Source organism: Parapusillimonas sp. JC17 (genome assembly GCF_052180245.1).
Lineage (GTDB): Bacteria > Pseudomonadota > Gammaproteobacteria > Burkholderiales > Burkholderiaceae_B > Parapusillimonas.
Genome location: NZ_CP197474.1, coordinates 4,045,868 through 4,072,460 on the forward strand (window position 1 = coordinate 4,045,868; position 26,593 = coordinate 4,072,460).

18 protein-coding genes are annotated in these 26,593 nt (G+C 62.2%); 8 read left to right on the plus strand and 10 right to left on the minus strand.

Translation table 11 applies throughout. The annotated features are described in order from the left end of the window. Positions 1 to 89: 89 nt before the first annotated feature. The 4 genes from ACSBPU_RS19570 to ACSBPU_RS19585 are packed head-to-tail and all read right to left on the minus strand — an operon-like array spanning position 90 to position 5,644. Positions 90 to 1,454 (minus strand): aspartate aminotransferase family protein, encoded by a 1,365-nt coding sequence (locus ACSBPU_RS19570; protein ID WP_442593453.1) that lies wholly within the window; start codon positions 1,452 to 1,454, stop codon positions 90 to 92. Between the two features lie 36 nt (positions 1,455 to 1,490). Continuing rightward, positions 1,491 to 3,038, minus strand: a complete 1,548-nt coding sequence (locus ACSBPU_RS19575; RefSeq protein WP_442593454.1) for an acetolactate synthase large subunit — start codon at positions 3,036 to 3,038, stop codon at positions 1,491 to 1,493. Positions 3,039 to 3,065: 27 nt separating this feature from the next. Then, positions 3,066 to 4,661 (minus strand): gamma-glutamyltransferase family protein, encoded by a 1,596-nt coding sequence (locus tag ACSBPU_RS19580; protein WP_442593455.1) that lies wholly within the window; start codon positions 4,659 to 4,661, stop codon positions 3,066 to 3,068. A gap of 14 nt (positions 4,662 to 4,675) precedes the next feature. Continuing rightward, positions 4,676 to 5,644, minus strand: coding sequence for a Bug family tripartite tricarboxylate transporter substrate binding protein (locus ACSBPU_RS19585; RefSeq protein WP_442593456.1), 969 nt, complete (start codon positions 5,642 to 5,644; stop codon positions 4,676 to 4,678). Between the two features lie 104 nt (positions 5,645 to 5,748). Here ACSBPU_RS19585 and ACSBPU_RS19590 point away from each other — a divergent pair, with 104 nt between their 5' ends. The 3 genes from ACSBPU_RS19590 to ACSBPU_RS19600 all read left to right on the plus strand — a co-directional run bounded on the left by ACSBPU_RS19590 (position 5,749) and on the right by ACSBPU_RS19600 (position 8,216). Beyond that, the gene (locus ACSBPU_RS19590; RefSeq protein ID WP_442593457.1) at positions 5,749 to 6,600 is read left to right on the plus strand and encodes an IclR family transcriptional regulator; all 852 of its coding nucleotides are present in this window, start codon (positions 5,749 to 5,751) and stop codon (positions 6,598 to 6,600) included. 161 nt (positions 6,601 to 6,761) lie between these two features. Beyond that, positions 6,762 to 7,811, plus strand: a complete 1,050-nt coding sequence (locus tag ACSBPU_RS19595) for a mechanosensitive ion channel domain-containing protein (RefSeq protein WP_180067162.1) — start codon at positions 6,762 to 6,764, stop codon at positions 7,809 to 7,811. Between the two features lie 72 nt (positions 7,812 to 7,883). Continuing rightward, positions 7,884 to 8,216: a hypothetical protein gene (locus ACSBPU_RS19600; RefSeq protein ID WP_442593458.1), complete on the plus strand. Its 333-nt coding sequence runs from the start codon at positions 7,884 to 7,886 to the stop codon at positions 8,214 to 8,216. Here ACSBPU_RS19600 and ACSBPU_RS19605 read toward each other — a convergent pair. Together ACSBPU_RS19605 and ACSBPU_RS19610 are read right to left on the minus strand one after the other, a co-directional pair. After that, positions 8,185 to 9,795, minus strand: coding sequence for an ATP-binding protein (locus tag ACSBPU_RS19605; RefSeq protein WP_442593459.1), 1,611 nt, complete (start codon positions 9,793 to 9,795; stop codon positions 8,185 to 8,187). The two genes, ACSBPU_RS19600 and ACSBPU_RS19605, sit on opposite strands and share 32 nt — an antisense overlap. 109 nt (positions 9,796 to 9,904) lie before the next feature. Further along, entirely contained in the window at positions 9,905 to 10,216 is a 312-nt protein-coding gene (locus tag ACSBPU_RS19610; RefSeq protein WP_442593460.1) for a MatE family transporter, read from the minus strand. A gap of 127 nt (positions 10,217 to 10,343) precedes the next feature. Between ACSBPU_RS19610 and ACSBPU_RS19615 the strand changes: the two genes are divergently transcribed. Both ACSBPU_RS19615 and ACSBPU_RS19620 read left to right on the plus strand, forming a co-directional pair. Further along, positions 10,344 to 10,427, plus strand: a complete 84-nt coding sequence (locus ACSBPU_RS19615) for a hypothetical protein (RefSeq protein ID WP_442598441.1) — start codon at positions 10,344 to 10,346, stop codon at positions 10,425 to 10,427. A gap of 81 nt (positions 10,428 to 10,508) precedes the next feature. Then, positions 10,509 to 11,696 (plus strand): multidrug effflux MFS transporter, encoded by a 1,188-nt coding sequence (locus ACSBPU_RS19620; RefSeq protein ID WP_442593461.1) that lies wholly within the window; start codon positions 10,509 to 10,511, stop codon positions 11,694 to 11,696. 16 nt (positions 11,697 to 11,712) lie between these two features. On the opposite strand, the gene ACSBPU_RS19625 is transcribed toward ACSBPU_RS19620, so the two are convergent. Next, positions 11,713 to 12,012 (minus strand): DUF1488 family protein, encoded by a 300-nt coding sequence (locus tag ACSBPU_RS19625; RefSeq protein ID WP_442593462.1) that lies wholly within the window; start codon positions 12,010 to 12,012, stop codon positions 11,713 to 11,715. Positions 12,013 to 12,182: 170 nt separating this feature from the next. Between ACSBPU_RS19625 and ACSBPU_RS19630 the strand changes: the two genes are divergently transcribed. Then, positions 12,183 to 12,806, plus strand: a complete 624-nt coding sequence (locus ACSBPU_RS19630) for a BPSL1445 family SYLF domain-containing lipoprotein (protein WP_442593463.1) — start codon at positions 12,183 to 12,185, stop codon at positions 12,804 to 12,806. A 178-nt stretch (positions 12,807 to 12,984) separates the two neighbouring features. On the opposite strand, the gene ACSBPU_RS19635 is transcribed toward ACSBPU_RS19630, so the two are convergent. Then, positions 12,985 to 14,475 carry a M81 family metallopeptidase gene (locus ACSBPU_RS19635; RefSeq protein WP_442593464.1) on the minus strand — a complete coding sequence of 497 codons (1,491 nt, stop codon included), beginning with the start codon at positions 14,473 to 14,475 and terminating at the stop codon, positions 12,985 to 12,987. Beyond that, the gene (locus ACSBPU_RS19640; RefSeq protein WP_442593465.1) at positions 14,472 to 15,485 is read right to left on the minus strand and encodes a Bug family tripartite tricarboxylate transporter substrate binding protein; all 1,014 of its coding nucleotides are present in this window, start codon (positions 15,483 to 15,485) and stop codon (positions 14,472 to 14,474) included. The genes ACSBPU_RS19635 and ACSBPU_RS19640 overlap by 4 nt, the downstream gene beginning before the upstream one ends. Positions 15,486 to 15,610: 125 nt before the next feature. Here ACSBPU_RS19640 and ACSBPU_RS19645 point away from each other — a divergent pair, with 125 nt between their 5' ends. Both ACSBPU_RS19645 and ACSBPU_RS19650 read left to right on the plus strand, forming a co-directional pair. Next, positions 15,611 to 16,951, plus strand: a complete 1,341-nt coding sequence (locus tag ACSBPU_RS19645) for an aspartate aminotransferase family protein (protein WP_442593466.1) — start codon at positions 15,611 to 15,613, stop codon at positions 16,949 to 16,951. A gap of 27 nt (positions 16,952 to 16,978) precedes the next feature. Then, the gene (locus ACSBPU_RS19650) at positions 16,979 to 17,842 is read left to right on the plus strand and encodes a MurR/RpiR family transcriptional regulator (RefSeq protein ID WP_442593467.1); all 864 of its coding nucleotides are present in this window, start codon (positions 16,979 to 16,981) and stop codon (positions 17,840 to 17,842) included. Positions 17,843 to 17,925: 83 nt separating this feature from the next. On the opposite strand, the gene ACSBPU_RS19655 is transcribed toward ACSBPU_RS19650, so the two are convergent. After that, positions 17,926 to 26,274 carry a GH36-type glycosyl hydrolase domain-containing protein gene (locus tag ACSBPU_RS19655; protein WP_442593468.1) on the minus strand — a complete coding sequence of 2,783 codons (8,349 nt, stop codon included), beginning with the start codon at positions 26,272 to 26,274 and terminating at the stop codon, positions 17,926 to 17,928. Positions 26,275 to 26,593 lie beyond the last annotated feature (319 nt).

A 26,593-nucleotide genomic window follows, 5' to 3' on the forward strand; every position in this document is an offset into this window, starting at 1 on the left:
ATCTCCTTCTAGGTGTATTGCTCTGTAGCAGAAGGATTATGCAATAGATCGCGAAGCGTGGATTTACTTTCCAGTAAAACCCTCTCAAATCAAGGCAGCTTGGTGCTTACGTCCTCCAGCGTATCGGCAAACCTTGCCACCATATCGCGGACTTCAGCTTCGGTGATGATCAGCGGTGGGCAGAAAGCGATGCTGTCCTGTATGCCGCGCACGATCAGGCCGTGCTCATGCGCGGTCTCGAATACGGCGGCGCCCACCTTGCCGATGGGGTCGAAAGGCCGGCGGCTGGCCTTGTCCGCGACCAGCTCGACCGCTGCGATCAGGCCGGTGCCACGTACTTCGCCCACCAGCGGATGATCGCTCAGAGCGCGCAGGCAAGACTGCAGTACCTCACCCACGCGGGCGGCGTTCTCGACCAAGCCTTTTTCTTCGATGATGCGTATGTTTTCGAGCGCGACCGCGGTGGCCACGGGATGTCCGCTGGCGGTGTAGCCATGGCCGAAGGTGCCCAGTTCGCCTGAATACCGGGTAATGGCGGAATGTACCTTGTCGCCCAGCAGCACGGCCGCCAACGGGAGATAGGAAGAGGTGATCTGCTTGGACAGCACCATGATGTCCGCATCGATGCCGAATTTTTGCGAGCCGAACATGGTGCCCAAGCGGCCGAAGCCTGTGATGACTTCATCCGCGACGACCAGAACGTCGTACTTGCGGCATACCGCCTGGACTTTGTCCCAATAGGTTTCAGGCGGCACGATGACGCCGCCGGCGCCCATGACAGGCTCGCCGATGAAGGCGGCCACGGTTTCTGGTCCTTCGCTCAGGATCAGGGATTCGAGTTCGTTGGCCATGCGGGTCGCAAAGGCCTCTTGGGTTTCGCCTTCTTTGCCTTCGCGATAGAAATGGGGGCAAGTGACATGCTTGATTTGCGGCATAGGCAGGTCGAAGCCGCGATGGTTGGGCGCGAGGCCGGTGAGGCTGGCCGAGGCAACCGTCACGCCGTGGTAGCCCCTGTTTCGGGCGATGATCTTTTTCTTTTGACTGCGGCCCAGGGCGTTGTTGTAGTACCAGACCATCTTGATGACGGTGTCGTTGGCCTCGGAGCCGGAGTTGGTGAAGAACGCCGCACGCATGCGGCCGTGGGTCAGCTGCACGAGCTTCTCGGCAAGCTCGACGGACGGCGTGTGGGTCTTGTGGCTGAACGTGTGGTAGAAGGGCAGTTTCTCCATCTGGCGCGCGGCGGCGTCCACCAGCCTTTGCTCGTTGAAGCCGACCGCCACGCTCCAGAGGCCGGCCATGCCTTCAATGTATTTGCGGCCCTGGTCATCGTATACGTATATGCCTTCGCCGCGTTCGATGACGCGAGGGCCTATCTGCTGGTGCTTGACCGCATTGGTATAGGGGTGCAGGTGGTGGTCGATGTCTCGGTTTTGTATGGCGCTCAGCATGCTCATGTCTTGGTCGGTGTCGTTGGCAAGGGAATCATCAAGTCAGATGATAGCCTCGATCAGGAAAGGGCCTTTTCGCGAAAGCGCCGTGCGCAGCAGGTCGGTAAATGTTCTCGCGTCGGCAGCGCGAGCGGCCTCTACGCCGGCGGCCTGAGCCATATGCACCCAGTCTATGGGAGGAGAATCGAGATCCAGCATGCGACGCGCATTCCTCCCGGGCGTGCCGGCACCCATCATCTTCAGTTCATTGTGCAGAATCGCGTAGCTGCGGTTTGCAAAGATGACGGTGATGACGTCGAGCTGCTCGCGGGCGTGCGTCCACAGTCCTTGTGGCGTATACATGCCGCTGCCGTCGGCCTGCATCAGGATGACCTTGCGATCCGGGCAAGCGACCGCGGCGCCGGCGGCAAGCGGGATGCCGATACCGATGGCGCCCCCGGTAATCTGCAGGAAATCATGTGGCGCCGCGTTCCAGGTCCATTTGAACGAATCACGGCCGGAGCTGACCGCCTCGTCGCAGATAATGGCGTTTTCAGGGCACAGTGCGCCGATGGCCTGGATGATGGCGCTGGCGTCCAATGCGCCGGTTGGCAGTTCGATCCTGCCGCGCTCCGCGACCATGGCGGGCGTAGCGCTTGTTGCCCCGACTGCATCCGCCAATTGCTGCAAAGCCAGGGGCAGGTCGTTTCCCGGATCCGCCAGCTTGATGACGTCGCATTGCTCGGGCACTAGAACGCCAGGCTTTCCCGGATAGGCAAAGAATGCGACCGGCGTGCGTGCACCCACCAAGATCAATTGCTCGGTTCCTTCCAGCGCTTTCAACGCCGCGTCCACGGCAAACGGCACGCGTTCGATGACCACCCTGCCCGCCCCACGCTCTATGCGGCTATTGGACTGCTGCGCCATCAGCTTGGCGCCGGTCTTGGCGGCAATGCGTCCGGCGATATCCAGGGCGCCTGCGCGCAAGGCCTTGCCCGACAACAGAATGACGGTTTTGCGACCGTTGCGCAGGGCTTCGCGGACTCGCGACAGCGCGGCTTCGTCGATGGCGCCGGGCTCGACGGATCTGGCCCGCTGTATTGACGGCGACGCGTCCTGCCATGCGGCATCCGCCGGCAGGATCAGCGTGGCTATGCCTCCCGGTTCGGTGGTCGCTACCTCGATCGCCGCTGCCGCGGCGGATGAGACATCGTCCGCCGACTGTATCCGATGCACCCAATCGGACATCGGCCGCGCCAGGCTTTCGATGTCGCTGGTCAAGGGTGCATCATGCTGAATGTGATAGCTCGCATGTTCGCCCACCACGTTCACCATGGGCGTGTTTGCGCGCCGCGCATTGTGCAGGTTGGCAAGCCCGTTTGCGAGGCCGGGGCCCAAGTGCAGCAGTGTCGCGGCAGGCTTGTCCGCCATGCGCGCATAGCCATCCGCGGCACCCGTCACCACGCCCTCGAACAGGCCAAGAATGCAACGCATTTGCGGCTTCCTGTCGAGCGCCGCGACGAAATGCATCTCGGAGGTGCCGGGATTGGCAAAGCATACGTCTACACCGTTGGCCAGAAGCGTGTCGCAAAGACTATCCGCACCATTCATGACTCATGATCCTTGTTCATCTGATAATCAATAGCCGACTGCCTGGCCGTCCCGCCTGGGGTCGGAGCCAGCGATATACCCGCCATGGGGCAGTTTCTGGATGACTTGCGCGGCGCCGAAATCCAGGCTGTCGGCTGGATGGATGTCGATATTGTGTCCGCAGGAACGCAGTGTGTCGACCACGTGCGACGGCGTGTGGGCTTCGAGCATGACGCGCGGGCCCGCTTCGACCCGGAATCGCGGCGCATCGACAGCCGCTTGCGGATTGCGCTGCAGGTCGACCAGCTGCTGCATCATCTGGACGTGGCCCTGCGCCTGCATGTTGCCGCCCATTACCCCGAAGCTGGCGAACGGTTCGCCCTTGCAGGTGATGAACGCCGGGATGATCGTGTGCATGGGCCGCTTTCCGGGCGCCACTTGATTACGGTGGCCCGGCGCCAGCGAAAAGCCGCGACCGCGGTTATGCAGCGCGATCCCGGTGCCGGGCACGACGACGCCCGACCCGAAGCCGTGGTAGTTCGATTGTATGAACGACACCATCATGCCGCTGGCGTCCGCCGCGGTCAGGTACACGGTGCCGCCGTGGCCGGGAACGCCGGCGGCGGGCACCGAAGCCCGGGACGGGTCGATGAGCGTCGCGCGTCGGCGCAGGTAATCCTTGTCCAGCAATTGCACGGCCAGTTCACCCATTGCCACGGGATCGCCGACATGCTCGTGCAGGTCGGCGAACGCCAGCTTCATGGCTTCTATGGGAAGCGTGAACAGATCGGCCGGATTGTCGCCGCGCGGCGGGTCGAAGGTATCGAGCATGCCCAGCGCCATCAACGCGGCAATGCCTTGCCCATTGGGTGGAAGTTCGTGCAAGGCATAGTCGCCTCGATAGCCCATGGACAGAGGCTCCACCCATTCGCAGCGGTGTCCAGCGAGGTCGGCTTGGGAGATCGCGCCGCCGGTTGCCGCGGCGAAGGCCGCGATACGTTCCGCCAGCTCGCCTTCGTAGAAGTCGCGGCCCATGCTGGCGGCAATGCGCCGCAGGCTGGCTGCCTGTTCCGGAAAGCGCCAAAGGTCTCCCGCCATGGGCGCCGCGCCGGAGGGCAGGAATGCTTGAGCGAAGCCGGGCTGTTCCTTCAGCAGGGGTGCTTGTCCCGCCCATTGCCGCGCGATAGTGGGCGTGACGGCGAATCCCTCCTCGGCGTAGGCAATGGCCGGCTCGAACAGCGTGCTGAACGGCAACTTGCCGAAACGGCGGGATAGCTCTGCCCAGCCCGCTATCTGACCCGGCACGGTAACCGTGCCCCAGCCGAGCGCGGGCATGGCGGTCATGCCCTGGAAGTAATCGGGCGTCCAGGCTTGCGGCGCGCGGCCCGAGGCATTCAGGCCGTGCAGCCTGCCTTGGTCCCACACCATTGCGAAGGCGTCCCCGCCGATGCCGTTCATAACGGGCTCGACGACGGTGAGCGTGATGGCCGCCGCGAGCGCCGCGTCGACGGCGTTGCCGCCGGCCAGCAGCATGCGCAACCCGGCCTGGGACGCCAGGGGTTGGCTGGTGCTGACGACATTGGCAGCCAGCACGGGCATGCGCCGGCTCATGTGGGGGAATTCCCAATAGGGATGGACTGACATTTTTTCGTTTCTCTCTACTGAACAGCGATGTTTGCCCGCTTGACCAGGGATTGGATGATGGGGATTTCCTGTTTGATCTGGGCGGTCAGCGCGTCGGGGCTGCCATCGGAAGGTTCGATGCCCATGACGACCATGCGTTTGCGTACGGCCTCGTCGCTGAGCGCGGCTTTCAAGGCTTTGCCCACTGCTTGGGTTTCAGCCTGCGGCGTGCCGGGAGGCGCAACCAGGGTGAACCACGCAGTCATCTCGAAACCCGGGTAGCCCGATTCGCTGACGGTGGGCATGTTGGGCAGGCTGGACATGCGCTCTTTGCTGGTAATGGCCTGTACGTCTACCTTGCCGGCATCCACCTGCGGCATGCCGGTGGAAACCATGTCGAAGAAGAGATCGACGTCGCCGTTGATGAGTTGCGGCAGCGCCTGGGTCGAACCTTTGAACGGCACATGCAGCAATTTCACATCGGCCAGTTGCTGGAAGTATTCCGCCGCGAGATGCGAGGACGTGCCCGCCCCGAACGAGGCGATGGAAAGCGTGCCGGGCTGGGCCTTCGCCGCCTTCACCACGTCGGCCAGCGACTTGAACTGGTCTTTCTTCGTTGACAGCAGCACCATGGGGCCGATGCCTATCATGCCGATCGGCGCGAATGCATCCGGGTCGTAGCTGAGGTTCTTGAAAAGGAAGCGGTTGGTGACCAGTGTCGAATTGGTGGCCAGCAGAATGGTATAGCCGTCGGGCGCGGCGCGCGACACGTGCGATGCGCCGATGGTCGTCGCGGCGCCGGCGCGGTTTTCGACCACGACGGACTGGCCCAGCGTCTTGGCCATGTGTTCGGCCAGCGTGCGTGCAAGGCCGTCGGTGGCGCCCCCCGCCGGGAAAGGCGTGATCATGGTGATGGCGCGTTCGGGATAAGCAGCGGCGCCGGCCACGCTGGCCATTACGCCGAGCATGGCGGCAGCCATGAGTTTGATTCCAGCTTTAAGCATTGTTGTCTCCTGGGTAGTTGATAGTGATGACTTATTCATTTGAATTCCGTACAATGGAATTCAATTCCTTTTTTTTAAATTAATATAGAACAGTGCCACGCCGAATGCAATCCCAGAACGCTTTCCCTTCATCGTCCGCAGCCGGCCCGGACCCTGCTGTCGATCGCCGGCGTCCCGCGCGGCGCAAGCGCAGCGATGGTCAAGGCGACCCCTCGTCGCCCGACTTCGTCGATGCGCTCGCTCGCGGCTTGAGCGTCATGCGGTGCTTCACTCCAGGCGTCAAATCCTTGGGAAACCTGGAACTGGCCGAGCGCACCGGCCTCGCCAAGTCGACGGTCAGCCGCATCGTGTATACCTTGACGACGCTCGGCTATTTGCGCTACGACCATGAAACAGGCCGTTATTCCCCCGGGTACGGCGTGCTGGCGCTCGGTTTCGGCTGCTTGGCCAGCCTGGAAGTTCGACAAGTGGCTCGCCCCCTCATGGAACAACTCGCTCAAGCCACCGGGGCAGCCGTGGCGCTTGGCGTTTTCGATGGGCAGTTCATGGCGTACGTGGACGCAGTGCATGGCTCCGCGGCGCTCTACCTGCGTCTGCCGGTGGGACACCGCGTAGGCATGGACAGCACCATGGGCCGCACGTACTTGGCCAGCCTGCCGGCCGATGAACGCGATGCCATGCTGGTGAAGCTCGACGTGGCCGCCGACATGCCTGCCATCATGCGCAAGGCCTGCCAGGACTTTGCCGCCAGCGGCTGCTGTTACGGCATTGGCGACTGGCAGCCAGGCATCAATGCCGCGGCCGCTCCCTTTACGGCCATCACCGGCGAAGGGACCTTCGTATTGAGCTGCGGCGGCCCCGACACCATTCTTCCCGAACCCCGGCTCCGTTCGGAAATCACGGCGGAACTGACCGATATCGTCGCGAAGCTGTCCTTGCCCACCGCGCGCAGATAGTCATCGCGGCCTGCTATTTGCTGAGACCCGGGCCGAGGGCATTAGGGGGTCAGACCCCATGCGGGGTCTGACCCCTTCCCTTTTCCTCGACTTGGGGGTCAAACCCGCATGGGGTCTGACCCCTTTCTCGACCCAGCGATCAATCAATCAGGAGGACCACGATGCAAGGCTGGTGGATGGAAACCACGATACTGTCGATTCCGGTTTGGAACTGGGTCGTCGCACTGACAGTCGCGGCGGCTGTGTTCTTTCTTCTTCTATGGATAAGGCGCTTCGTACGCGGGCGGCTGAGCCGCCATGCGGGCAAGCACAATGTCTGGGTAGCCACCCTGCTGCTCCGCGCCGTCGCAAGCACCAGCGCATTCGCCCTCTTCGTGCTTTCCCTGCTGATCGGCGTGAAATTCCTCGAATTGCCTCTTGCGTGGCGCAGCGGGCTTTCGCAGCTGTGGTTCGTGGCAGTGGTGTTGCAAGTCACGTTCTGGGCCAGCAGCGCCATCACCTATGCCATGGCGCGCTACATGGAAAAGCGGCCGGATCTCAACCGGGTGACGATGACCATCGTCACCATGGCGGCCCGTGCGATTCTGTGGGTGGTGGCGGTATTGGCCATACTGGACAACATGGGGGTCAACATCACGGCCTTCGTTGCCAGCCTGGGCATAGGCGGCGTCGCGGTGGCCCTGGCCGCCCAGGTGGTCCTGAGCGATCTGTTCGCCTCGATATCCATCGGCCTGGACAAGCCTTTCGAGCCTGGGGACTTCATCGTGGTCGGCGGTATTGCGGGCAGCATCGAGAACGTAGGGTTGAAAACGACCCGCATCCGCAGCCTGGGCGGCGAGCAGATCGTCTGCTCCAATACCGAATTGCTGAAGCAGACCATCCAGAACTACAAGAGAATGGATCTGCGCCGCATCGCCTTCCGCTTCACCGTCGCTTATGGCGCCACTGCCGCGCAGGCCGAATCGATCGCAGCCTCCGTCAAGGAGATCATCACCGGTATTGAAGGCACGCGTTTCGACCGCGCGCACCTGCTCCAGTTCTCCGAGCGCGGGCTCGAATTCGAAGTGGTCTATTACGTCCTGTCAGCCGACTACAACCGCTACATGAATATCCAGCAAGACATCAATCTCGAAATCATGCGCAGGCTGGAGGACCACGGACTGCAATTCGGACGGGGAGAAATGAGGGTGCTGTACGAAAATCAAATCTAAAATATAATTATTCTCATTATGATTTGATCAACTCACTCGATCGAGCCTGTGCAACAGGCTCCGGAGGCGTACATGCTAGGGTTTCTGGCCTTTCTGCTGACGTCGGCAGGCGCGTTCTGCTTCTATCTGGGTTCCCGCATACGGTCGCGGTCCCGCCACGGCCCGGACGGCGGCACCGCCTCGCTTGCCGCAGGGGTACTGTTGGCGCTGGGGTTGGGATGCTGGACGCTGGCCATACAGCCATTGATGGGCCTGCTGGCGTTCGCGGCGCTTTTGGCGGCCTACTGGTCGCCGTTGCCGTTCATGGAAATCATTCGGCGGCGCCGGCTGCAGGCTGGGCGCGACCGATGCCACGCCCCGACCGCCGCCGTCGTTACTTCTGGCTCTCAGAGCCTCCGCCCTTGAGCGCCTCGATTACCTGGACCAGTGCTTCTTTCGAGTATGGCTTGTGCAGCAGATCGAAGCTTCCCGCATCCGCCCGCGACAAGGAGGGGTTGTAGCCGGAAGCCAGCATGACCTTGACCAGGGGCCAGCGTGCACGGATGGTTCTGGCCAATTCCAGGCCGCTCATTTCCGGCATGACGATATCCGTCAGGACCAGGTCAAACGCCCCGCCCTCTTTTTCGAGTGTGTCCAGCGCAGCATGGCCATTGGGGGCCAGGGTGCTGCGCTGGCCCAGGTCGTTCAACAAGCTGGTCACGATTTCTCCGACGTCTTTGTTGTCTTCGACCAGAAGAATACGGTAGGCGGGCGGCTTCAACCATGACAGGTCGTCGCTGCCGGGCGAGATCAGGTCTTCATAACCGGCTGGCTCCGTCAGGGGCAGGTAGAGGGTGAAGCTGGTGCCGGCGCCTTCGTCGCTGGACACGTCGACCCGGCCGCCCGATTGGGTGACGAATCCGATGACCTGGCTCAAGCCCAGGCCGGTGCCCCGACCAGGCGGCTTGGTGGTGTAGAAAGGCTCGAAGATGCGATCGCGAATGTCCGCCGGCATGCCCGTCCCCGTGTCCGTGATGTGTATGGCGACGTGTTCGCCCGCCGTGACGGGGTTCTGCGGCGTCGCCGGAATGGACTTCACGGTGCTGACATCGATTGTCAAGCGGCCCCCGGCCGGCATTGCATCGCGCGCATTGATGACGATATTGAGCAACGCGGTTTCCAGCTGGTTGGCGTCCGCGCACACATAGCACGGCCGTGTCGGAAGCGAATAGGACAACTCGACCGACGAACCGGTGGTGGCGCGAAAGAGCTCTTTCATGCTTTCTATGCAGCGCCCTACTTCGAATGTGACGGGATGCAGGGGCTGCTGGCGCGCATAGGCAAGCAGCTGCTTGGTGAGATGCGCGGCCCGGTCGGCGGTTTTTGCAATGGCATCTACATAGCGCATGCGCTTTTCTGCCGACAGCTTGGGATTACGCAGCATCTCCGCCGAACCGCGAATGACAGTGAGCAAATTATTGAAATCGTGGGCCACCCCGCCGGTCAGGCGCCCGATGGCTTCCATTTTCTGGGCCTGGTGCAGTGACTCCTTGGCGATCTGCAGATCTTCGGCCGCTTGCTTCTTGCCGGTGATGTCGCGGGTCACCTTGGCATAGCCGATGAGCGCGCCGTTGCCGTTACGGATCGCGTCGATGACGACGCTGGTCCAGAAACGCGTTCCGTCCTTGCGCACCCGCCATCCCTCGGCCTCGAAGCGGCCTTCCTCGGCCGCGATCGCGAGCGCGCGGGCGGGAAGGTTGTTGGCGCGGTCTTCATCGGTATAGAAGCAGGAAAAGTGCTGGCCGATGATTTCAGTGGAAGAATAGCCTTTGAATCGCTGGGCGCCGGAATTCCATGTGCGGACATAGCCTTCCGGATCGAGCAGGTAGATTGCATAATCCAAAACGGACTCGACCAAGAGTCGGTACCGATATACTTCGTCCAGCTGCGTCAAACTTTTGAGATTGATGTCTATGACGGATGAAGCCGGCGCGGGCGAGCTCATGAGGTTTCCTTGGTCAGCCAGTAACGGAATAAGACATTTTGCCTCATTCCCTGCCGTTTATTTTAATTATTTTTGCAATCCGGTTTTCAGTCTACTTCCTCAACATGGCCTAGCCCTGCCCTCCATTGCGCTCGGGATCTGGCGGCGTATGCGCCAGCCCCGCCCGTTCCTGGGGCACGATCTTGTCCGGCTGGATGTCATCGGCGTCCAGCGCCGTACCGCTGTCTTCAACGTCGGGGCGCTCTCCCGTGCTTTGGCGATCGGTCCCTGCATCGGACCGGCGGCTTTCAGGCATATCGCTGGGCGAATCGGAGGAGTCGCTCGGGCCGAAATCAGGCTCGGTGCGTCCGGGCTGTATGAATGCCTCATCCGTCGCGGCATCGTCGGCCGGGATGCCTATGTCTTCTTTTCTGGTTGCCATGGTGAGCTCCTTGTCGTTAACAGACTGTTCCAGAGCAAGCGCCGTGCCGATATTCGTGGGGGCCGCAAGGCGGGCAGCGAAATTGCTATAGCGGTTTGTCTATATGGCAAAACGAAAGGAGAATGCCATGAAGTTGCTGCTGTGGATCATTGCTATTATTTTCATTGTCGGTCTGCTTACTCTGACCGGTGTGTTCAAGCTTATTTTCTGACCTTATCTTTTGAAATCAACTCCCAAGATGCAAACGCCCGCGAGCGGGCGGACCCAGTCTCGGCCCGCCGCGCCGCCGCTCATGAGCGAACTCAAAGTAACATTGATCGGCGCGCTGCTTATCGCCATCGGCCCCATCTCGATGGCGCTCTACACCCCCGCCCTGCCCGAGCTCGTACGCTACTTTCATACCACCGACGCGCTGGTCAAGATGACCGTAACGCTGTATTTCGCCGGCTTCGCCGCGGCGCAGCTGGTGTGCGGCCCGCTGTCGGACGGCGTGGGCCGCAGGCCAGTGATCGTGGGCTTCATGCTGGTGTATGTCCTCGCATGCATACTCATCCTGTTTGCCCCCACCATCGAGACCATGCTTGCCGCACGGGTATTGCAGGGCGTGGGAGCCGCCATGGGCATCGCCATTTCGCGCGCCATCGTCCGGGATGTCTTCGCGGATGCGCGGTCATTCCGTATCATGAACCTAATGGGCCTGTTCATCGCCATCGCGCCGGCAATAGCGCCGGCCATCGGCGGGCTCACACTGGAAGTCGCTCACTGGCGCGCGCTGTTCGCCATGATGGCGCTGGCGGGGCTGGGCGCGATCTTCGTCGCTGTGTTTTCCCTGAAGGAAACGGTGCAACGCGACCTGTCGCGCATCCGGCCCGGCGCACTTTGGGCGTCTTATAAACAGCTGCTGCAAACGCCTTATTTCATGCTTGCCAGCCTGGTCATCGCCAATGCCATTGGCGCGGTATTCGCCCTGGCCACCATGCTGCCATTCGTGCTGATGGACCAGGTCGGGCTGTCGCCCACCGGTTTCGGTTTCAGCCAGATTCTGCAGGCGGGCATGTATGTCGCGGGCGCCATGGCGGTCCAGACGATTTTGCCACGCTATGGAGCAGACCGGCTGGTTCCGGTGGGGCTTGCGCTCGTGCTCGTTGCATGCGTGAGCTTGATGATCCTGCTGCCGGTGTGGGGCACGAATTTCTTAAGCATCATGGTGCCTATTGCCGTGTATTCATTCGGCATCGCCTTCATCATGCCGGCCATGTTGACCAACTCGCTGATGCCCTTCCCCCGCATCGCCGGCGCTGCCTCCGCCTTGACCGCCTTCCTGCAGATGGCGGTGGGTCTGCTGGGCAGCGCAGTGGCGTCCTTATTCCAGGACCCCTCGCTGGCGCTGCTTGTCGTATTGCCCACCATGGGCTTTGCCGCGGCGGTATGCTGGCACTTCTGGCGCAAGCAGCCCGTGCCAACATTCCATGCGGCTTGACCTCATGAGGATGCGTTCACGAAGATGAACCCGGCTTGCCCGGGTTCAGCTCAGAGAAGTCGCCAGTGCCCAATATGATGGTGCCATTGACGGGCGTGTTCACCGTCTGGGCAGCCACGCCCATGATCTCCGCTTTTCCTTTCCTGAAGGCCTCCAGCAAGTCGTCTTCCGAAGTGCTTGGAGCCCCGAAATGCTCCATCAGCACGTCTGACGAAATTTCAAAATCCTGGCTCGCCCGCCCCTCCACCAGGGCGGTGAAACGAACGGCCCCATCGACGACCACTGGCGGCTTTTGCTTGTCAAATTCGGTACCCATGCGCGCTCCATGAAAAGATTGAAAACGGTTGGCTGCCGAGGAAGGCGTCCCCCGGCCTGCCCACGTCCCAGCACGTGGTGTACCCGAGTTCCGAGACCCGCCCGCGCAACGGGAACGCAAATTGCTGCCGGAATCGCGATTTTGTGCCTTTCGCACCAGGAGAATGAATCGTGAAAATAAAGAACACTTTGAAACCGCGACATGCGCTTGCCGCCGTTGCCGTCGGCGTCTCCGCCTTCGCCATCAGTGCCTGCACCACCACCGTACCGCGTGAATCGCAAACCGGCGTGGAAAAGCGGGACAGCATCAATGAGCGTGCCGATGCCGCACTGAAGCGGCTATACGACGTGGCGCCCAATTCCCGCGAGTTGGTGTCGCAGGCCAAAGGGGTCCTCATTTTCCCCCGGGTGATCGGCGGTGGACTCGTTGTGGGCGCCGAGCACGGCGACGGCGTACTGCGCGTGAACGGGCAGAACAAGGGCTATTACAGTACGTCGAGCGGGTCCATCGGCCTGCAGGCGGGCGCGCAGTCCAAGGCGATCGTGATGGTGTTCCGGACACAGGAAGCGCTCGACAAGTTTCTTGCCAGCAGCGGATGGACCGCGGGGGTCGATGCCACGGTCGCGGTCGCCAATATCGGGGCCAACGGCGCGCTGGATCTGAACACGATACGCGAGCCGATCGTAGGCTTCGTGATGACCAACGTCGGGCTAATGGCGGGAGTTTCACTGGAAGGCACCAAGATCAATCGGATCGACGACCGAGGCGCTGCCGCGGCCAAGGCGGCGCAGTGATGGTGTTTTTGAGAGGTCGAGGGGTCAGACCCCGTACGGGGTCTGACCCCAGGCCGACGGAAGGACGGATCTGCCCCCCCGGCTGATGAGAGGGAGGGGTCAGACCCCATTCGGGGTCTGACCCCAGGCTGCCCCCCCACACATCGAAACAGGGTCAGACCCCGGATGGGGTCTGACCCTATGCCTGGATGTGCGTGTGCCGGAAAGGCAGCTTGGCCAGATCCTGGCAGGCTGGGCCTGGTGCGTCGCAGTCGATGATGTCGATACAGCGGTCGGCGAATGCCGCCCTGAAGTGGTTCTTGGCCTTGACGCACAATATGCGTAGCTGTGCGGGATCCACGCCATGCAAGGCGTAGAAGGCCGGGTCGTCCGCCGGGGTGACGCGCTCGGTGACGATGACGCGTACATTGGGAAGATCCTCCAGGCGCAGCAATACGCTTTTGCCGCAAGAGCGCGTTACCCCCGTCATCATGGGGCCGGTATTCCGGAATTCCCCGTCGGTCACGCGCTCGATGGCGGCCCGCACGGGGACCCCTTCTCCGAACTGCGCACCGTGGCGGCCGCCCAGCGTAAGGTCCATGCTCCTGCCAATGCCGGCGGTTGCCGCCGCCTGCGCCACGTCCGGATCGGCAAAGCTTGCGAACAGTGCCGGCACCATGGGACGCGCCGCCACGAGCGCGCGAAACAATTCGGGCGTATCCGCGCCTCCGCCCGACAAAGGGTTGTCGCCGGAGTCGGTGATGGCGATCAGTCCAGGTCTTGCGTCTGCGAGCGCGGCCGCAAGCGCCTCTTTTGCATTGGGTAGCTGCATGCGGAATTCATCCGCCGACTCGCGTATCCTTGCCATGACCTTGCCGGCCGCCGCGGCCGCTTCTGCGCCCGAGGGATCGCGCGTCGCGTCGCTCATCGCAAATACCGAAGCGCCGGTATATGCGGTGTCCGAATAGGGAAATCCCCCAAACACGGAAACATCGAGTACAGCGCCGGCCGCGGCATTGCGGGCCGCCTCTTCCAGCAGGCGCATCGGCCCCGCCGCGGTGCGCATATTGATGCTGGGCAGTACGATGCGTTCGTTAAGTAGCACCTTGCGAGTCGAGAGTTCTCCGCTTGCAATGCGCAACAGCGCTTCCAGCACGCGCCCGGCGGTTTCGGCCATGTCGATATGAGGGTGCGTGCGATATGCGGACGCGTAGTCCAGCACGTCCGCCCATTCCGGCGGCAGGTTGCCATGCAGATCGAAACTGGCACCGATAGGCGTCTGCGGAAGGAGCGCGCGGACCATGCGCGCAATGTCCAGTTCTGGGGTTTCGCGAGTCGTGGTAATGGCGGCGCCATGCAAAGACAGGTAGACGGCGTCCCAGCCGCCTTCCTGTTGCCCGGACACCAGGCTTTGCCGAACCTCGTCGATGTAGCGTTCGAACACCGCATCGTCTATCGGACCGGCGGGAAGCGCGGCGGCACAACGCAGAACGACGACTTCCCAGTCAGGATGCGTGTCGGCAAAGGCGGCAACGGCGCCCAGTTCATGCGCGGTGCCTCGCATGAGCTCGAGCACCTGCGGGCCTGCCATCCATTCGTATTGCTCGAACTCCGGCATGCCCGCCGGCGCTGGACTGAACGCGTTGCCTTCGTACCAGAAGCGCGCGACGGCCAATCGGTTCCGCTTCATTTGCCCTCGGCCTTGATGTTCTTGAGGACCTCGCCAAAGCGCTTCTGCTCTGACTTGAGATGCGCAGCCAGATGCTCGGGCGAGCCGCCTACGGGAATGGCCCCCAGTGCGCGGAATTTCTCGATGGTTTCGGGCTCTTTCTCGAAGGCGTCGATTTCCCGGCTGACGCGGTCGACGATATCCCTGGGCGTGCCGGCGGGCGCGACGATGACGAACCAGGAGTTGAGCAGATAGCCTTTCACGGTATCGCCCACCGGCTTCACGCCGGGAAGGACTTCGAGCTCTTTCTCACTGGCGACGCCCAAGGGAACCACCTTGCCGGCGCGTATGTTCGCAAGCGCCGTGGGAACGTTATCGCCCGACAGGGTGATGTGGCCGGCAATCAAGTCGGTTGTGGCCTGGGCGGCACCTTTGTAAGGGACGTGCGCAATGTCCACTCCCGAAAGTTGCTTGAGCAGTTCCAGCGATATGTGTCCGGTGCTGCCGACGCCCGGCGACCCCCAATTGAGCAGGCCAGGCTCCGCTTTCGCCTTCTTGAGCAGGTCTTCGATGTTCTTGAGGCCGGACTGCGGGTTGGTCAGGATGACGTTCGGGACGTCCGCCACATAGGAAACCGCGGCGAAATCCTTGGCCGGGTCGAAACTCATCTGGGGATAGACATAAGGGTTGATCGCCAGCGGGCCGGGCGTGCCCATCATCAAGGTATAGCCGTCGGGTTTGGCGCGCGCGACTTCAGCCGCGCCGATATTCGCGCCCGCGCCCGGCTTGTTCTCGACGACGACGGTCTGGTTCAGCCGCTTGGACAGGCCGTCCGCCACGATGCGGGCCAATAGGTCGGTGGTGCCTCCGGCGCCGAAGGGCACGATCAGCTGTATGGGCTTGGCGGGCCATGTCTGCGCGGCAACCGGCGTTGCACACAAGGCGGCCGCGCAGGAAGCGATGGCGGCTGCGATACCGCGCAGGGCCGCATGGCCGGACTTGCGATGGCGGGATTGGAATTGCGATTTCATGGTGTTGCCCCCTCTGGTTGGAAATAATGGCATGGGACTAAAGTGAACATTTGATCTATATTTTGCTATCATGGAACATATGATCCGATTTTCTGATTGCCAAGTCAACACCGCCGGAACTCCACATGACGCATATTTTTCATCGCAACCCTTTGACCCCGCCGAAGATCGCAATGCAAGGGCAATCCAATTTTCTGATCGATGCGTCGGGACGACGCTATTACGATGGATCAGGCGGCGCGGCGGTATCGTGCCTGGGACACGGACACCCCGAAGTCATCGACGCCATGATCGGGCAACTGCGCAAGCTCGAGTATGCGCACACCAGCTTCTTCAGCTCGGAGCCCGCGGAACACTTGGCCGAGACCTTGGCCAGGCAATCTCCCCCGGGCCTGCGCCATGTCTACTTCCTGTCCAGCGGGTCTGAAGCCGTCGAGACGGCATTGAAAATGGCCCGTCAATATCATGTCGAGCGCGGCGAACGCACCCGCCACCACACCATAGGTCGGATGCAGAGCTACCATGGCAACACGCTGGGCGCGCTGGCCATCGGCGGCCATCAGGGCCGGCGGGCGCTCTATCAACCCCTGCTCGTGGAAAGCCACCACGTTTCGCCTTGCTTTGCGCGTCACTACCGCCTTGAGGGCGAAACCGACGATGCGTACGGAACGCGGCTGGCCCAGGAACTGGAACATGCCATTCTCGCCCTGGGCCCGGAGACCGTCAGCGCCTTCATCGCGGAAACGGTGGTGGGCGCCACTGCCGGAGCGGTCTGCGCGGTGCCCGGCTACTTCGAGAAGATTCGCGGCGTATGCGACCGCTACGGCGTGCTGCTGATCCTGGACGAGGTCATGTGCGGGCTGGGCCGCACAGGTTCCTACCATGCTTTTGCACGGGAGGGCGTGGAACCCGACCTGCTCTGCCTGGCGAAAGGACTGGGAGGCGGTTACCAGCCCATTGCAGCGGTCATGGCCCAGGAAAAGGTCGTGGATGCGATCGTCTCGGGTTCGGGCGCTTTCCAGCATGGCCACACTTATATCGGGCATCCCGTCGCCTGCGCAGCCGCCCTGGCCGTCCAGAACATCATCGAACGGGACGGCCTGGCAAGTCGTTCGGCGCAGTTGGGGGAATACCTGAACCGCTTGCTCAATGAACGGTTCGGCGACCATCCTCATGTCGGCGACATACGCGGGCGCGGCCTTTTCCAAGCCATAGAACTGGTGGCGCAACGCGAACCGGACACGCCGTTCGACCCAGGCGTCCGCCTCCATGCGCGCATCAAGCAGGAAGCGCTGGCGCGCGGCCTGGCGTGCTATCCCGGGGGCGGTACCATAGACGGCGTGCGGGGCGATCACGTTCTGCTGGCGCCCCCCTTCCTCACCACGCAGGCGGAACTGGAGGCGGCGGCCGATACGCTTGCCGCCGCCGTCGATGCGGCGATCGAGTCGGCGGGCGGCCTACAATAGCGTTCTTGAATGCCGGCGGGAGAATCGATGGACAAGCTTGCGGTCGACAGGCTCATCAAAGAGCAGTTCAACCAGTTATCGCCAACGCTGCAGCGTGCCGCGCGCTATGCGATCGACAACCCGCGAGCCATCGCATTGAACTCCATGCGCACAGTGGCCTCCGAGGCGGGCCTGCAGGCGAGCGCCATGCATCGGCTTGCCCGCCAGCTCGGTTTCGAGGGCTACGAGCAATTGCGCAGCGTCTATCGCGGATGGCTTGCGCAGGGCACCGGGTCTTTCAGCGAACGCGCCACGGCACTGCAGCAGCACGGTGGCGACGGCTCCGAGCGCCTGCTGGCGGAGCTCGTTGAGGCCGATACCGGCAGCCTGCGCGGCATGACGGCGCCCGACACCATGAAGGCACTGACGACCGCGCGCGACCTGCTTTCACAGGCGCGCCACATTTACACCGTGGGCCTGCGCAGCCTGTTTCCGGCGGCGTTCTACTTCAACTATGCCTGCGGCATGTTCATGCGCAACACCACGCTGCTTTCAGGCGTCGGCGGCATATTCGCCGACGAGCTGCGCCGCTCGCGCCAGGAAGACGCGCTCATGATATTCAGTTATGAGCCCTATGCCAGGGATTCGGTGGCGGCGGTGCGCTTCGCCCGCGAACGCGGCCTGAAAGTGATCGCCGTCACTGACAGCGTGGTGTCGCCTATCGCTTCCCACGCCGATGCGCTGATCGTGGTCGCCAACACCACGCCATCGCTCTTTCCTTCGGTGGTGCCCGCCCTTTCCGTCGCCCAGATGCTGGTGGCCCTGCTGGTTGCGGACGGCGGCACTGCCAGCTTGGAGGAAATCAAGCGAAGCGAAGCCCAGCTCAGGGATTTCGACGTTTATCTGGAATGAGGCCGAGGTTGAGGGGTCGGACCCTGGGCGAAAAGGGGGTCTGAGCCCGTACAGGGTCGGGCCCCTTGGCGCTGCGCAAATGTTCAAAGAGTGACAAGCACCGTGTGCCGCCGCCCGTCCAACGGCAGCCGTATCTTTCCGCGTGGGCATTCGAGCGCGACCTCGTCCATGACCGCCTCTGTCACGCCCGAGCCACGCTTCGACGCGTTGTCCACCCGGATCTCATAATGACTGCCGCCCATTGTCAAGGCCACTTCGAAACCCGGCCACGTGACCGGTATGCACGGGTTCACGGAAATGAACCCGCCTTCTCGCTGCACACCTAAAATCCCTTCGACCCCTGCACGATACATCCAACCCGCCGAGCCCGTGTACCAAGTCCAGCCTCCACGCCCGACATGCGGAGACGCTGAATACACATCGGCTGCCACCACATAGGGCTCGACCTTGTAGCGCCGGGCATCTTCGACCGTATGCGCATGATTAATGGGATTGAGCAGCGCGAAGAGTTCAGCTGCCTTGTCTCCTTCTTTCAGCTTCGCATAGGCCAGGACCGCCCATAATGCCGCATGCGTGTACTGCCCGCCGTTCTCGCGCAGTCCGGGCGGATATCCTTTGATGTAACCAGGATCATGGGAAATTTCATCAAAGGGCGGCGTAAACAGTAACGCCAGTCGATCTTCCCGACGCAGCAAGTGCCTTTCAAAGCTGGCCATCGCCAAGGCGGCCCGCTCGGGTTGCGCGACGCCCGAAAGCACCGCCCACGATTGCGCAATGGAATCTATTTTGCATTCCTGGCTGTCGCGCGAACCAAGCCAGGTGCCGTCATCGAAGGTTGCGCGCCGATACCACTCGCCATCCCAGGCATGGGTTTCGATGGCCGCGCGCACTCGGTCGGCATGCCCGCGCCAGCGCGAAGCGCGTTCCGGATCACGCACGCTGGAAAAAGGCTCGAACATCTCCACGCTGCGGATGAACAGCCAACCCAGCCATACGCTCTCGCCGCGACCCTCCTGCCCCACTCTGCTCATGCCGTCGTTCCAGTCGCCGGTGCCAATGAGCGGCAAGCCATGTATCCCAGTCAAAGCCATGCATTGATCAAGGCCACGGGCACAGTGCTCGAACAATGTCGCCCGGTCTTCAGAGCGCGAAGGCTGGAAAAAGGCGTCATGCTCTTCGCTGCCCAGGATCGGCCCTTCTAGAAAGCCCAGCTGCTCATCCAGCACGGCCTCTTCACCGCTACGCTCCACATAATTGGCCGCGGCAAAAGCCAGCCAGACCCTATCGTCCGAAATCCGGGTTCTTACGCCCTGCCCCGATTGAGGAAGCCACCAATGCTGCACGTCCCCCTCCGCAAACTGGCGTGAAGCGGCGCGCAGCAACTGCTTGCGGGCCAACTCCGGCATGGCGAACATGAGCGACATGCTGTCTTGCAACTGGTCCCGGAACCCATATGCGCCGCTGGCTTGGTAGAAGGCCGATCTCGCCCAGAGCCGGCATGCGATGGTCTGGTAAAGCAGCCAACCGTTCAAGAGAATGTCCATGGCTCGATCCGGTGTCTTGACCTGGATGGTTCCGAGCACGCCGGCCCAGTGCGCCTTGACGTCATCGAGAACTTGATCGAGATCCGCCTGCCGATAGCGCGTGACCAGGGCGCTGGCTTCGGCCTCCGAATCGCATTGCCCCAAAAAGAAAACCAGCTCGCATGATTTGCCCGGCGCGAGCTCGACGGTGCTTTGCAGCGCCGCGCACGGGTCCAGCGCGGCCCCGCAACGACCCGACAGGACTTCGGCGCCGGCGAGCGCTTCCGGCATGGCGACCTGGCCGTTGTCACCCAGAAACTCGCGCCGATCCGCCGTCCATGAGGCCTGGCGACCCGCCATGTCCGCAAACGCGATACGCTGCCCGAAGTCCAGGCTCCATGGATTGCGCGCGAACAACGCCCCTGTATCCTCGTCTATGCTGGTGATCAGAAACGGCGCGGTAGCGCTGCGCGCCGATCCCAATACCCATTCGGCATAAGCCGTAACGGAAATCCTCCGAGACTGATTGGAATGGTTGACGAGAGTGAGCCGAGATATCTTGATCGGATCATGCAAAGGTACGTACTGCAGCAGTTCGCTGGCAAGATCGCCATGACGATGCTGGAAACAGCTGTAACCGAATCCATGGCGGGCTATATATGGCGCGGGATTGCGCATGGGCGACGCCGTGGGGCTCCATAGATCCCCGCTGATCTCGTCCCGAATATAAAAAACCTCGCCCGAAGGATCTGCAATGGGATCGTTGGACCACGGCGTCAACTGGCTTTCCCTGCTGTTCTCGGACCATGTGTACGCGCTGCCATCTCCGGAGACCTGAAAGCCGAACCCCGCATTCGCGATGACATTGATCCAGGGCGCCGGCGTGGTCAGGCGTCCGTGCAGCGTCATGACATACTCCTTGCCTTGGCCGTCAAAGCCGCCGAAGCCATTGAAGAACTCGAGCCTGCTTAGCGCCGACGCGCCAGGCAACGGCGTCATCAAAGGCTCCGCCACCGGCTGCGGCGGCCGATTGCGCCTTGGCGAGGCTTCGGCGATACGTGCAAGCTGGTCCGCCACCAGGCCATGGGAAGCCGCCAGGACGATACGAGCCACGGACTGGATCAGTTCCCTGCCCTGCAGCGTCATCAGGTCCGCGCGCAGGGTATAGACCGCCCCCTTCGCCAGCTCGTCCTTGACGCGGGGACGGGCCTGGCTGCTGCGCACAGCGGTATCGATGGCGTTCTGAAGATCCTGTATGTATGAGGACGCGCGTTCATTGATGATGACTAGGTCGACTGCCAGTCTTTTCATCCGCCAATACTCATGTGCGCGCAATAGCTGATGCAGCAACGGCATGTCATGCACGTCGTCGATCTTTACCAGCACTATGGGCAAATCTCCGGATATGCCATGCGCCCACAGCGAGGACTGGCTGCCCGCGCCACGGACGATGAATGCTGAAGACGCCCGAAACCGGGAGTCCGGGTATAGCAAGGGCCCCGCCAGCCGCTGGAACGCCGCCGCCTCCTCCGCCTGCATGCCCAAGTGGTGAAGCTGGACCTGCGCCTGCGTCCAGGCCAAGGTCTTGGCTCGCTCGAACGCACTGCGGTCATGATGCTTGTCGATGAGGTCCAGCAAGGCGACGCGCGTGTCCGCCACGACGGTCCAGAATGAAATCCGCTGCATCTGCCCCGCCGCGACCCGTACGCTGTGCCTGAGCGAGAACACCGGATCAAGAATCGTGCCGGTCGTGTTGGACAAGGGCCGCCCCTGGGCGACCACATTGGGCAATGCCGATGAGTCGGCGCGGTCCATGAACCGCGCCCGGTCGCTTTCGTATTGCACCGGGGCGACCGGTGGTCCGTCGATGACGGCGAAATGCGCGGCCCAGACCCGCGGCTCATCCGGTGAACGAGGACGCCTGGTTGCGATCAGGGCGCCGTATTCGGGCAAGAACTCCGTGACGATAAACATCTTCGAGAACGCCGGGTGGGCGCGATCGGATGCCGGCGGCGCCAGCACCAGCTCCGCATACGACGTGACCTCGATTTCCCGAGTCGATCGGCCGCTGTTCACAAGCGACACGCGGCGCACTTCTCCATCGTCTTCCCCCGAAACCAGCACTTGCGTGGTCGTGGTCAGCGAGCCGTCGCGACGCAAGAACTCCGCCCAGTCCTCGGAGAATTCCACCTGCACCTGCGGCTTGTCGCTCCCATTAGGCTGCGGCATGGACGACCATGCGATGCCGCGCTGCATATCGCGCAGGAAAATGTACGAACCCCAATTATCGCGGGTGGCATCCTCGCGCCAGCGCGTCACGGCAAGGTCGCGCCATCGGCTGTAGCCTCCGCCGGCGGCGGTCAGCATGACCGTATACCGTCCATTGGAAAGCAAATGGGTCTGGGGAGGCCCAGCCGGCAGACGGTCGAATCTGCGTATGCCGAACGACGCCACATCGGGCCGCGACCCAGACGCCTTGACTTCCTCCGCGCGAGGATGGGCCACGGCGACATCTCGCGGCACGCGCTCTTGCAGCAGCAGGTCGCAAGCCTGGATCATGGGCTCCCGATGGAAGCGCGAGCGCATCTGCCCATCCATCAGGGTATTGGCGATGGCCACAATGGTCATGCCCTGGTGATGCGCCATAAAGCTGCGGACAATAACCAGCGAATGCCCCTCCGGCAGCCTGGTGGAGGTAAAGTCGAGCGCCTCGTAAAAGCCATAGCGGCCCAGGGCGCCCAATCGCGCCAGGCCGTCAAAGTTTTCACGCGCGCGCTCGGGATCGACCATTGCCGCCAAACCCGTTGCATAGGGCGCGACAACCTTGTCTTCAGAAAGCCCTCGTTTCAATCCGAGGCCAGGCACGCCGAAGTTATAGTATTGATATGTGAACTCTATATCGCGAGCGTTATAGGCGGACTCGGAAAAACCCCATGGGATCCCATGCTCGGCCGCATAGGCTCGCTGGCGCTGCACGACAAGCCGGTTGGTTTGTTCAAGCAGGCTGCCAACTGGCGCGCGCATGATCAATGAAGGCATCAGATACTCGAACATCGAGCCCGACCACGAAATGAGCGCCGAACCGCGCCCGACAGGTGTCGAGGTGCGTCCTAGCCGCAGCCAGTGTCGCGTCGGCGCATCCCCCTTTGCAATGGCGAACAGACTGGCCAGGCGTGATTCCGAAGCCAGAAGATCGTAGCAGCTGGCATCCAGGGTGTTGTCGGCACGCGAGTACCCGATGGAGAGCAGCGTTCGCTCGGAGTTCAGCAGGAAAGCGAAATCCATGTCCAGGGCCATGCCTCGCGCTTGGTCCGCCAAGGCCCGCAGACGAGCGTTCAGCGTCTGGCCTGCGGGCGTGGTCGCCTGCGCCTCCTGGCCGAATTCCCGCACGGTAGTTGCCAGGGCATGAGTCCAGAAAACCAGGTCCCCGCCTCCATGCCCCTCCGCCGTATCCGTCATAAACGACTGGGACGCCCGAACCGCCTTGTCCGTCAACCTCCTGAGCACCGGCAATAAAAGAAGCAAGTCCGGTTCCTTCAACAAGCTCTCGATTTCTTCAAGCGTGCCGGCAAGTTGCTCAACGCGCCGGCCAACTGGAACGGCAAGCCCGCTCAGCGCATCGCGCGCCAGCGCCAGATGATCTCCCAGTCCTTGCCGGACGTTCGGGCTGACGTAGTTGCTGATCCAGCCATCGCAGGCATTGGCCAGGGTGATCAAGTGGCCGGCAAGGTTCCCGCTATCGACGGAGGATACATAAGCCGGCTCCAGAACCCGAAGGTCGTCGGTGGCGTACCAATTGAAGAAATGCCCCTTGAAGCGCTCCATCTTGTCCAGCGTGGCGAGCGTCTCTTCCAGCCGATCGATACTGCGCTCCATGCCTACCCAGCCGAAATCGTGGGCCGCGACCGTGGACAGCAGATACAGCCCGATATTTGTCGGCGAAGTACGCCGGGCCAGAACGGGATCCGGCGTTTCCTGAAAATTGTCGGGCGGCAGCATATGGTCGTCCACCGTCACGAAGACTTCGAAGTATCGCCAGGTTTGGCGGGCGCTGCGGCGCAACGCGACAGCAGTGCTTGCCGACACAATCAACTCGGACGCCAACGCCCGTGGCCTGCTCACCCACCAGGCGCAGGCCGGGCCAGCTAACCAAAGTGCCGTAAAAGGCAAGACGAGCGGCCAGGAGCCCGACTCCACCAGCAGCACCGCCACCGCCATCGCCACGGCAAGGCAAGCGCTTGGCCACATCAAGCGGTAGAAGCCGCCCATGTCCAGCCTCGCGCCACCCGCGGACTGCGCTGCCGTCGTCCACTCCAGCAAGTGGCGACCGGTGAGGTACAACCGGACCAGCGTGCGGATAATCGCATCGGACATCCTCCATGCGCTATCGGCCAGGAACGTGAATGACACCAGCACTTGTCCGCCCGCCAAGTAGATATCCTGGGCGAACAAAGACATCCGGCCACGCAACGACACACTGCGTCGGCGAAACAGCATCGAACTAAAAGCGGGCAATATGACGGGGACCACCGCACACAGCACGATGAGCGCCGTCGCCGCGAAGGCGGCCGGCATAGGCAGCATCCATGCCGCGCCCAACGCCAGGAAATTGGCCGGCGCCTGCACCGAGCGGCGCAGATTATCCAACATCTTTCCTCTGCCCACCGAAGGCACGGCACGATTGCCCGCGCGCCGTCCAAACAGCCAGGGGAGCAATTGCCAATCCCCGCGCGTCCATCGATGCGTTCGCTTGGCCGCCACATCGTAACGGGCCGGGAATTCTTCGACCACCTCGACATCCGAAGCCAGGCCGGCCCGGGCGAATACGCCTTCGAACAAATCATGACTGAGCATGGCGTTTTCAGGGACGCGCCCGGCGAGAGCCGCCTCGAACGAATCTATCTCGTATATTCCTTTTCCCGTGTAGGATCCTTCGCCGAACAGGTCCTGGTAGACGTCGGACACGGCCGCCGCATAAGGATCCAATCCCCCTGGGCTCGAGAACAGGCGCTGATATACGGAGCCATCAGGATGCAACGGCAGCGACGGGGTCACCCGCGGCTGGAGAATCGCATGCCCGGCCATGATTCTTTGGGCAGCCGCATCGAAAAGGGGACGGTTCAGCGGATGCGCCATCTTGCCGATGAGCTTCTGAGCGGTATCCCTTGGCAGCCGGGTATCAGCATCCAGCGTAATCACATAACGCACATTGACCGGCAATCGCTGGGCCAATTGCGGGATGGGCGCATAACTGGTGTCTTCCGCTCCGCGCAGCAAACGGTTCAGTTCATGCAATTTGCCGCGCTTCCGCTCCCAGCCCATCCACTTCCCTTCAGATGGGTTGTAGAGCCGGCGCCGGTTCAACAGCAGGAACCGGCTTCCCGCCGCCGCGGGCCCGTGCCTTTCATTGAGTTTCGTAATCGCGGCGGCTCCCGCCGCCAACAACGCGGTATCGTTCGGTGTCGTTTCCGTCTCGGCATCCAAGCCATCGGTAAGCAGCGCAAAAACCATGTCGCCGCCGCTCCCCGATAGATAATGCACCTCGAGCTGCTCGATCTGGGCCAACAGCTCGGCTTCGCTGGTCAGAAGAGTGGGCACCGCCACCACGGTTCTACATTGTTCCGGCACGTTGGCGCTCAGGTCCATGCCCGGCAGGACAGAAGCGCCGAAATTCCAGGTAATCACCCGATTCGTGAGCGCCGTCACCATTTCGGTAATCGGAAACAGCGAAAGAAGCGTGAATAAGAAGACGACGCCCGCCGCCATGCCCTGCGACCATATCGCCGAAAGCGCGAGCCAGGACACAATGGCCGTTCCTCCCAGGATGACGCTGACGTAGCCGGCCATCCCACTGCGTATCGCGAGGCGGTTCAGACGCAAGCGCCCGGGCGGTGTATACGCTATCTCGGCTTCGAACAGGGCTCGTCCTTGTGCGATCAAGTGGTATCCCGGGTCGCCCTGCCGTTCCCTGTCCTCGTCTTTGGCCGCTGCCTGCGCCTTCGCGGCAGCCGCTAGGACAGCCTCCGTCACCTCCATTTCGGTCATATGGGCGCCTCGCGCTAGGTCTTCAATGGCTTTGCGATAGAGATCGCGCGTGGCAAAATCCATCTCACCGAATGCGCTCGCTTCCCTAAGCCTCTCGTCGACCATGCTCACGCTTTCAAACCAGTCCGCCCAGTCGATATCGGAGATCAGGCGCATGCTGGTGATGACATTGCGCACACTGACGTTGGATGCCCCTTGCCGTTGCTGCGCTTGCTGCACCACGTCGTCCCGGCTTGTGCCTTGCGAGCCCAGCTGTTCATCCAGCCACGCCAACGCAGGCGTTTCGCGCGGATCCTGGTCGCGCAAGCGCTTGCTGAGCTGAGCCGCGAACATTTCCGAAAGCGGCGCCCGTATCCGGGAATTGCCGGGAAAGTCCCGCTTATCGTATCGCCCGTCGAATTTCAACAGCTTGTCCGCAAGCTCATCGGCCTCGTTGCGCTCCTTGCGGCCCGCAACGATTTCATCAGCCAGACGCCTGAGGTTCTCGACCAAGACGATGCGCAGGGTTATGGCAACTGCCCAGAGTTCGCCGATCGTGAGCAATTGCACGGACTGATAGGCCGCAATGAATCGCCGCAACGCATCGGGATCGAAATTGCTGTCGGTATGGGCGACGAACGCCCATGCGACGCCCAGAACACGCGGGTAGCCTGCAAACGGTCCCGAGGCGAGCTTGGGCAATTGGCGATAGAAACCCGGAGGCAGATCATCGCGGATCTGCCAGATTTGTTCTTCGACCACATGATAATTATCGAGCAGCCATTCGGCCGCTGGCTCGATGCCGCGGCCGGCTTCCAGTTCCATCGCACTCGAGCGATAGGCCGACAACAAGACAGCGGCATTTTGATCGAGGCGCTTTCGCAATGAAGACGCCCTGCGCGGCCTGGCTGTAACAACTTGATCCAGCGCCAGGCTGCGCGCGTGCTGAGCGAGCCGCTCTGTGCCAAAAAGTTCGTGCCTGACCGGCGCCCTGTCGCTCCAGGGCGAGGTACCTATTTTCGTTTTGGATCCGATATGCGTGAGCCCCCCTTGAAAGGGGCTGTGCCTGCTCCCGACGCAGGAATGACGGGCTTGGGCGGCTGCTTGGGCTTCTTGGGCTCTTTATTGCCGCGGACCTGACCTTTAGCCATGATGGGGACTCCCTGAATGACTGGGGTGGTATGCAAAGCGCATGACACAGCAT

Coding starts and splice junctions, on each gene's coding strand:
- ACSBPU_RS19570 (WP_442593453.1), bottom strand. CDS start 1,454: ATGAGCATGCTGAGCGCCATACAAAACCGAGACATCGACCACCACCTG.
- ACSBPU_RS19575 (WP_442593454.1), bottom strand. CDS start 3,038: ATGAATGGTGCGGATAGTCTTTGCGACACGCTTCTGGCCAACGGTGTA.
- ACSBPU_RS19580 (WP_442593455.1), bottom strand. CDS start 4,661: ATGTCAGTCCATCCCTATTGGGAATTCCCCCACATGAGCCGGCGCATG.
- ACSBPU_RS19585 (WP_442593456.1), bottom strand. CDS start 5,644: ATGCTTAAAGCTGGAATCAAACTCATGGCTGCCGCCATGCTCGGCGTA.
- ACSBPU_RS19590 (WP_442593457.1), top strand. CDS start 5,749: ATGCAATCCCAGAACGCTTTCCCTTCATCGTCCGCAGCCGGCCCGGAC.
- ACSBPU_RS19595 (WP_180067162.1), top strand. CDS start 6,762: ATGCAAGGCTGGTGGATGGAAACCACGATACTGTCGATTCCGGTTTGG.
- ACSBPU_RS19600 (WP_442593458.1), top strand. CDS start 7,884: ATGCTAGGGTTTCTGGCCTTTCTGCTGACGTCGGCAGGCGCGTTCTGC.
- ACSBPU_RS19605 (WP_442593459.1), bottom strand. CDS start 9,795: ATGAGCTCGCCCGCGCCGGCTTCATCCGTCATAGACATCAATCTCAAA.
- ACSBPU_RS19610 (WP_442593460.1), bottom strand. CDS start 10,216: ATGGCAACCAGAAAAGAAGACATAGGCATCCCGGCCGACGATGCCGCG.
- ACSBPU_RS19615 (WP_442598441.1), top strand. CDS start 10,344: ATGAAGTTGCTGCTGTGGATCATTGCTATTATTTTCATTGTCGGTCTG.
- ACSBPU_RS19620 (WP_442593461.1), top strand. CDS start 10,509: ATGAGCGAACTCAAAGTAACATTGATCGGCGCGCTGCTTATCGCCATC.
- ACSBPU_RS19625 (WP_442593462.1), bottom strand. CDS start 12,012: ATGGGTACCGAATTTGACAAGCAAAAGCCGCCAGTGGTCGTCGATGGG.
- ACSBPU_RS19635 (WP_442593464.1), bottom strand. CDS start 14,475: ATGAAGCGGAACCGATTGGCCGTCGCGCGCTTCTGGTACGAAGGCAAC.
- ACSBPU_RS19640 (WP_442593465.1), bottom strand. CDS start 15,485: ATGAAATCGCAATTCCAATCCCGCCATCGCAAGTCCGGCCATGCGGCC.
- ACSBPU_RS19645 (WP_442593466.1), top strand. CDS start 15,611: ATGACGCATATTTTTCATCGCAACCCTTTGACCCCGCCGAAGATCGCA.
- ACSBPU_RS19650 (WP_442593467.1), top strand. CDS start 16,979: ATGGACAAGCTTGCGGTCGACAGGCTCATCAAAGAGCAGTTCAACCAG.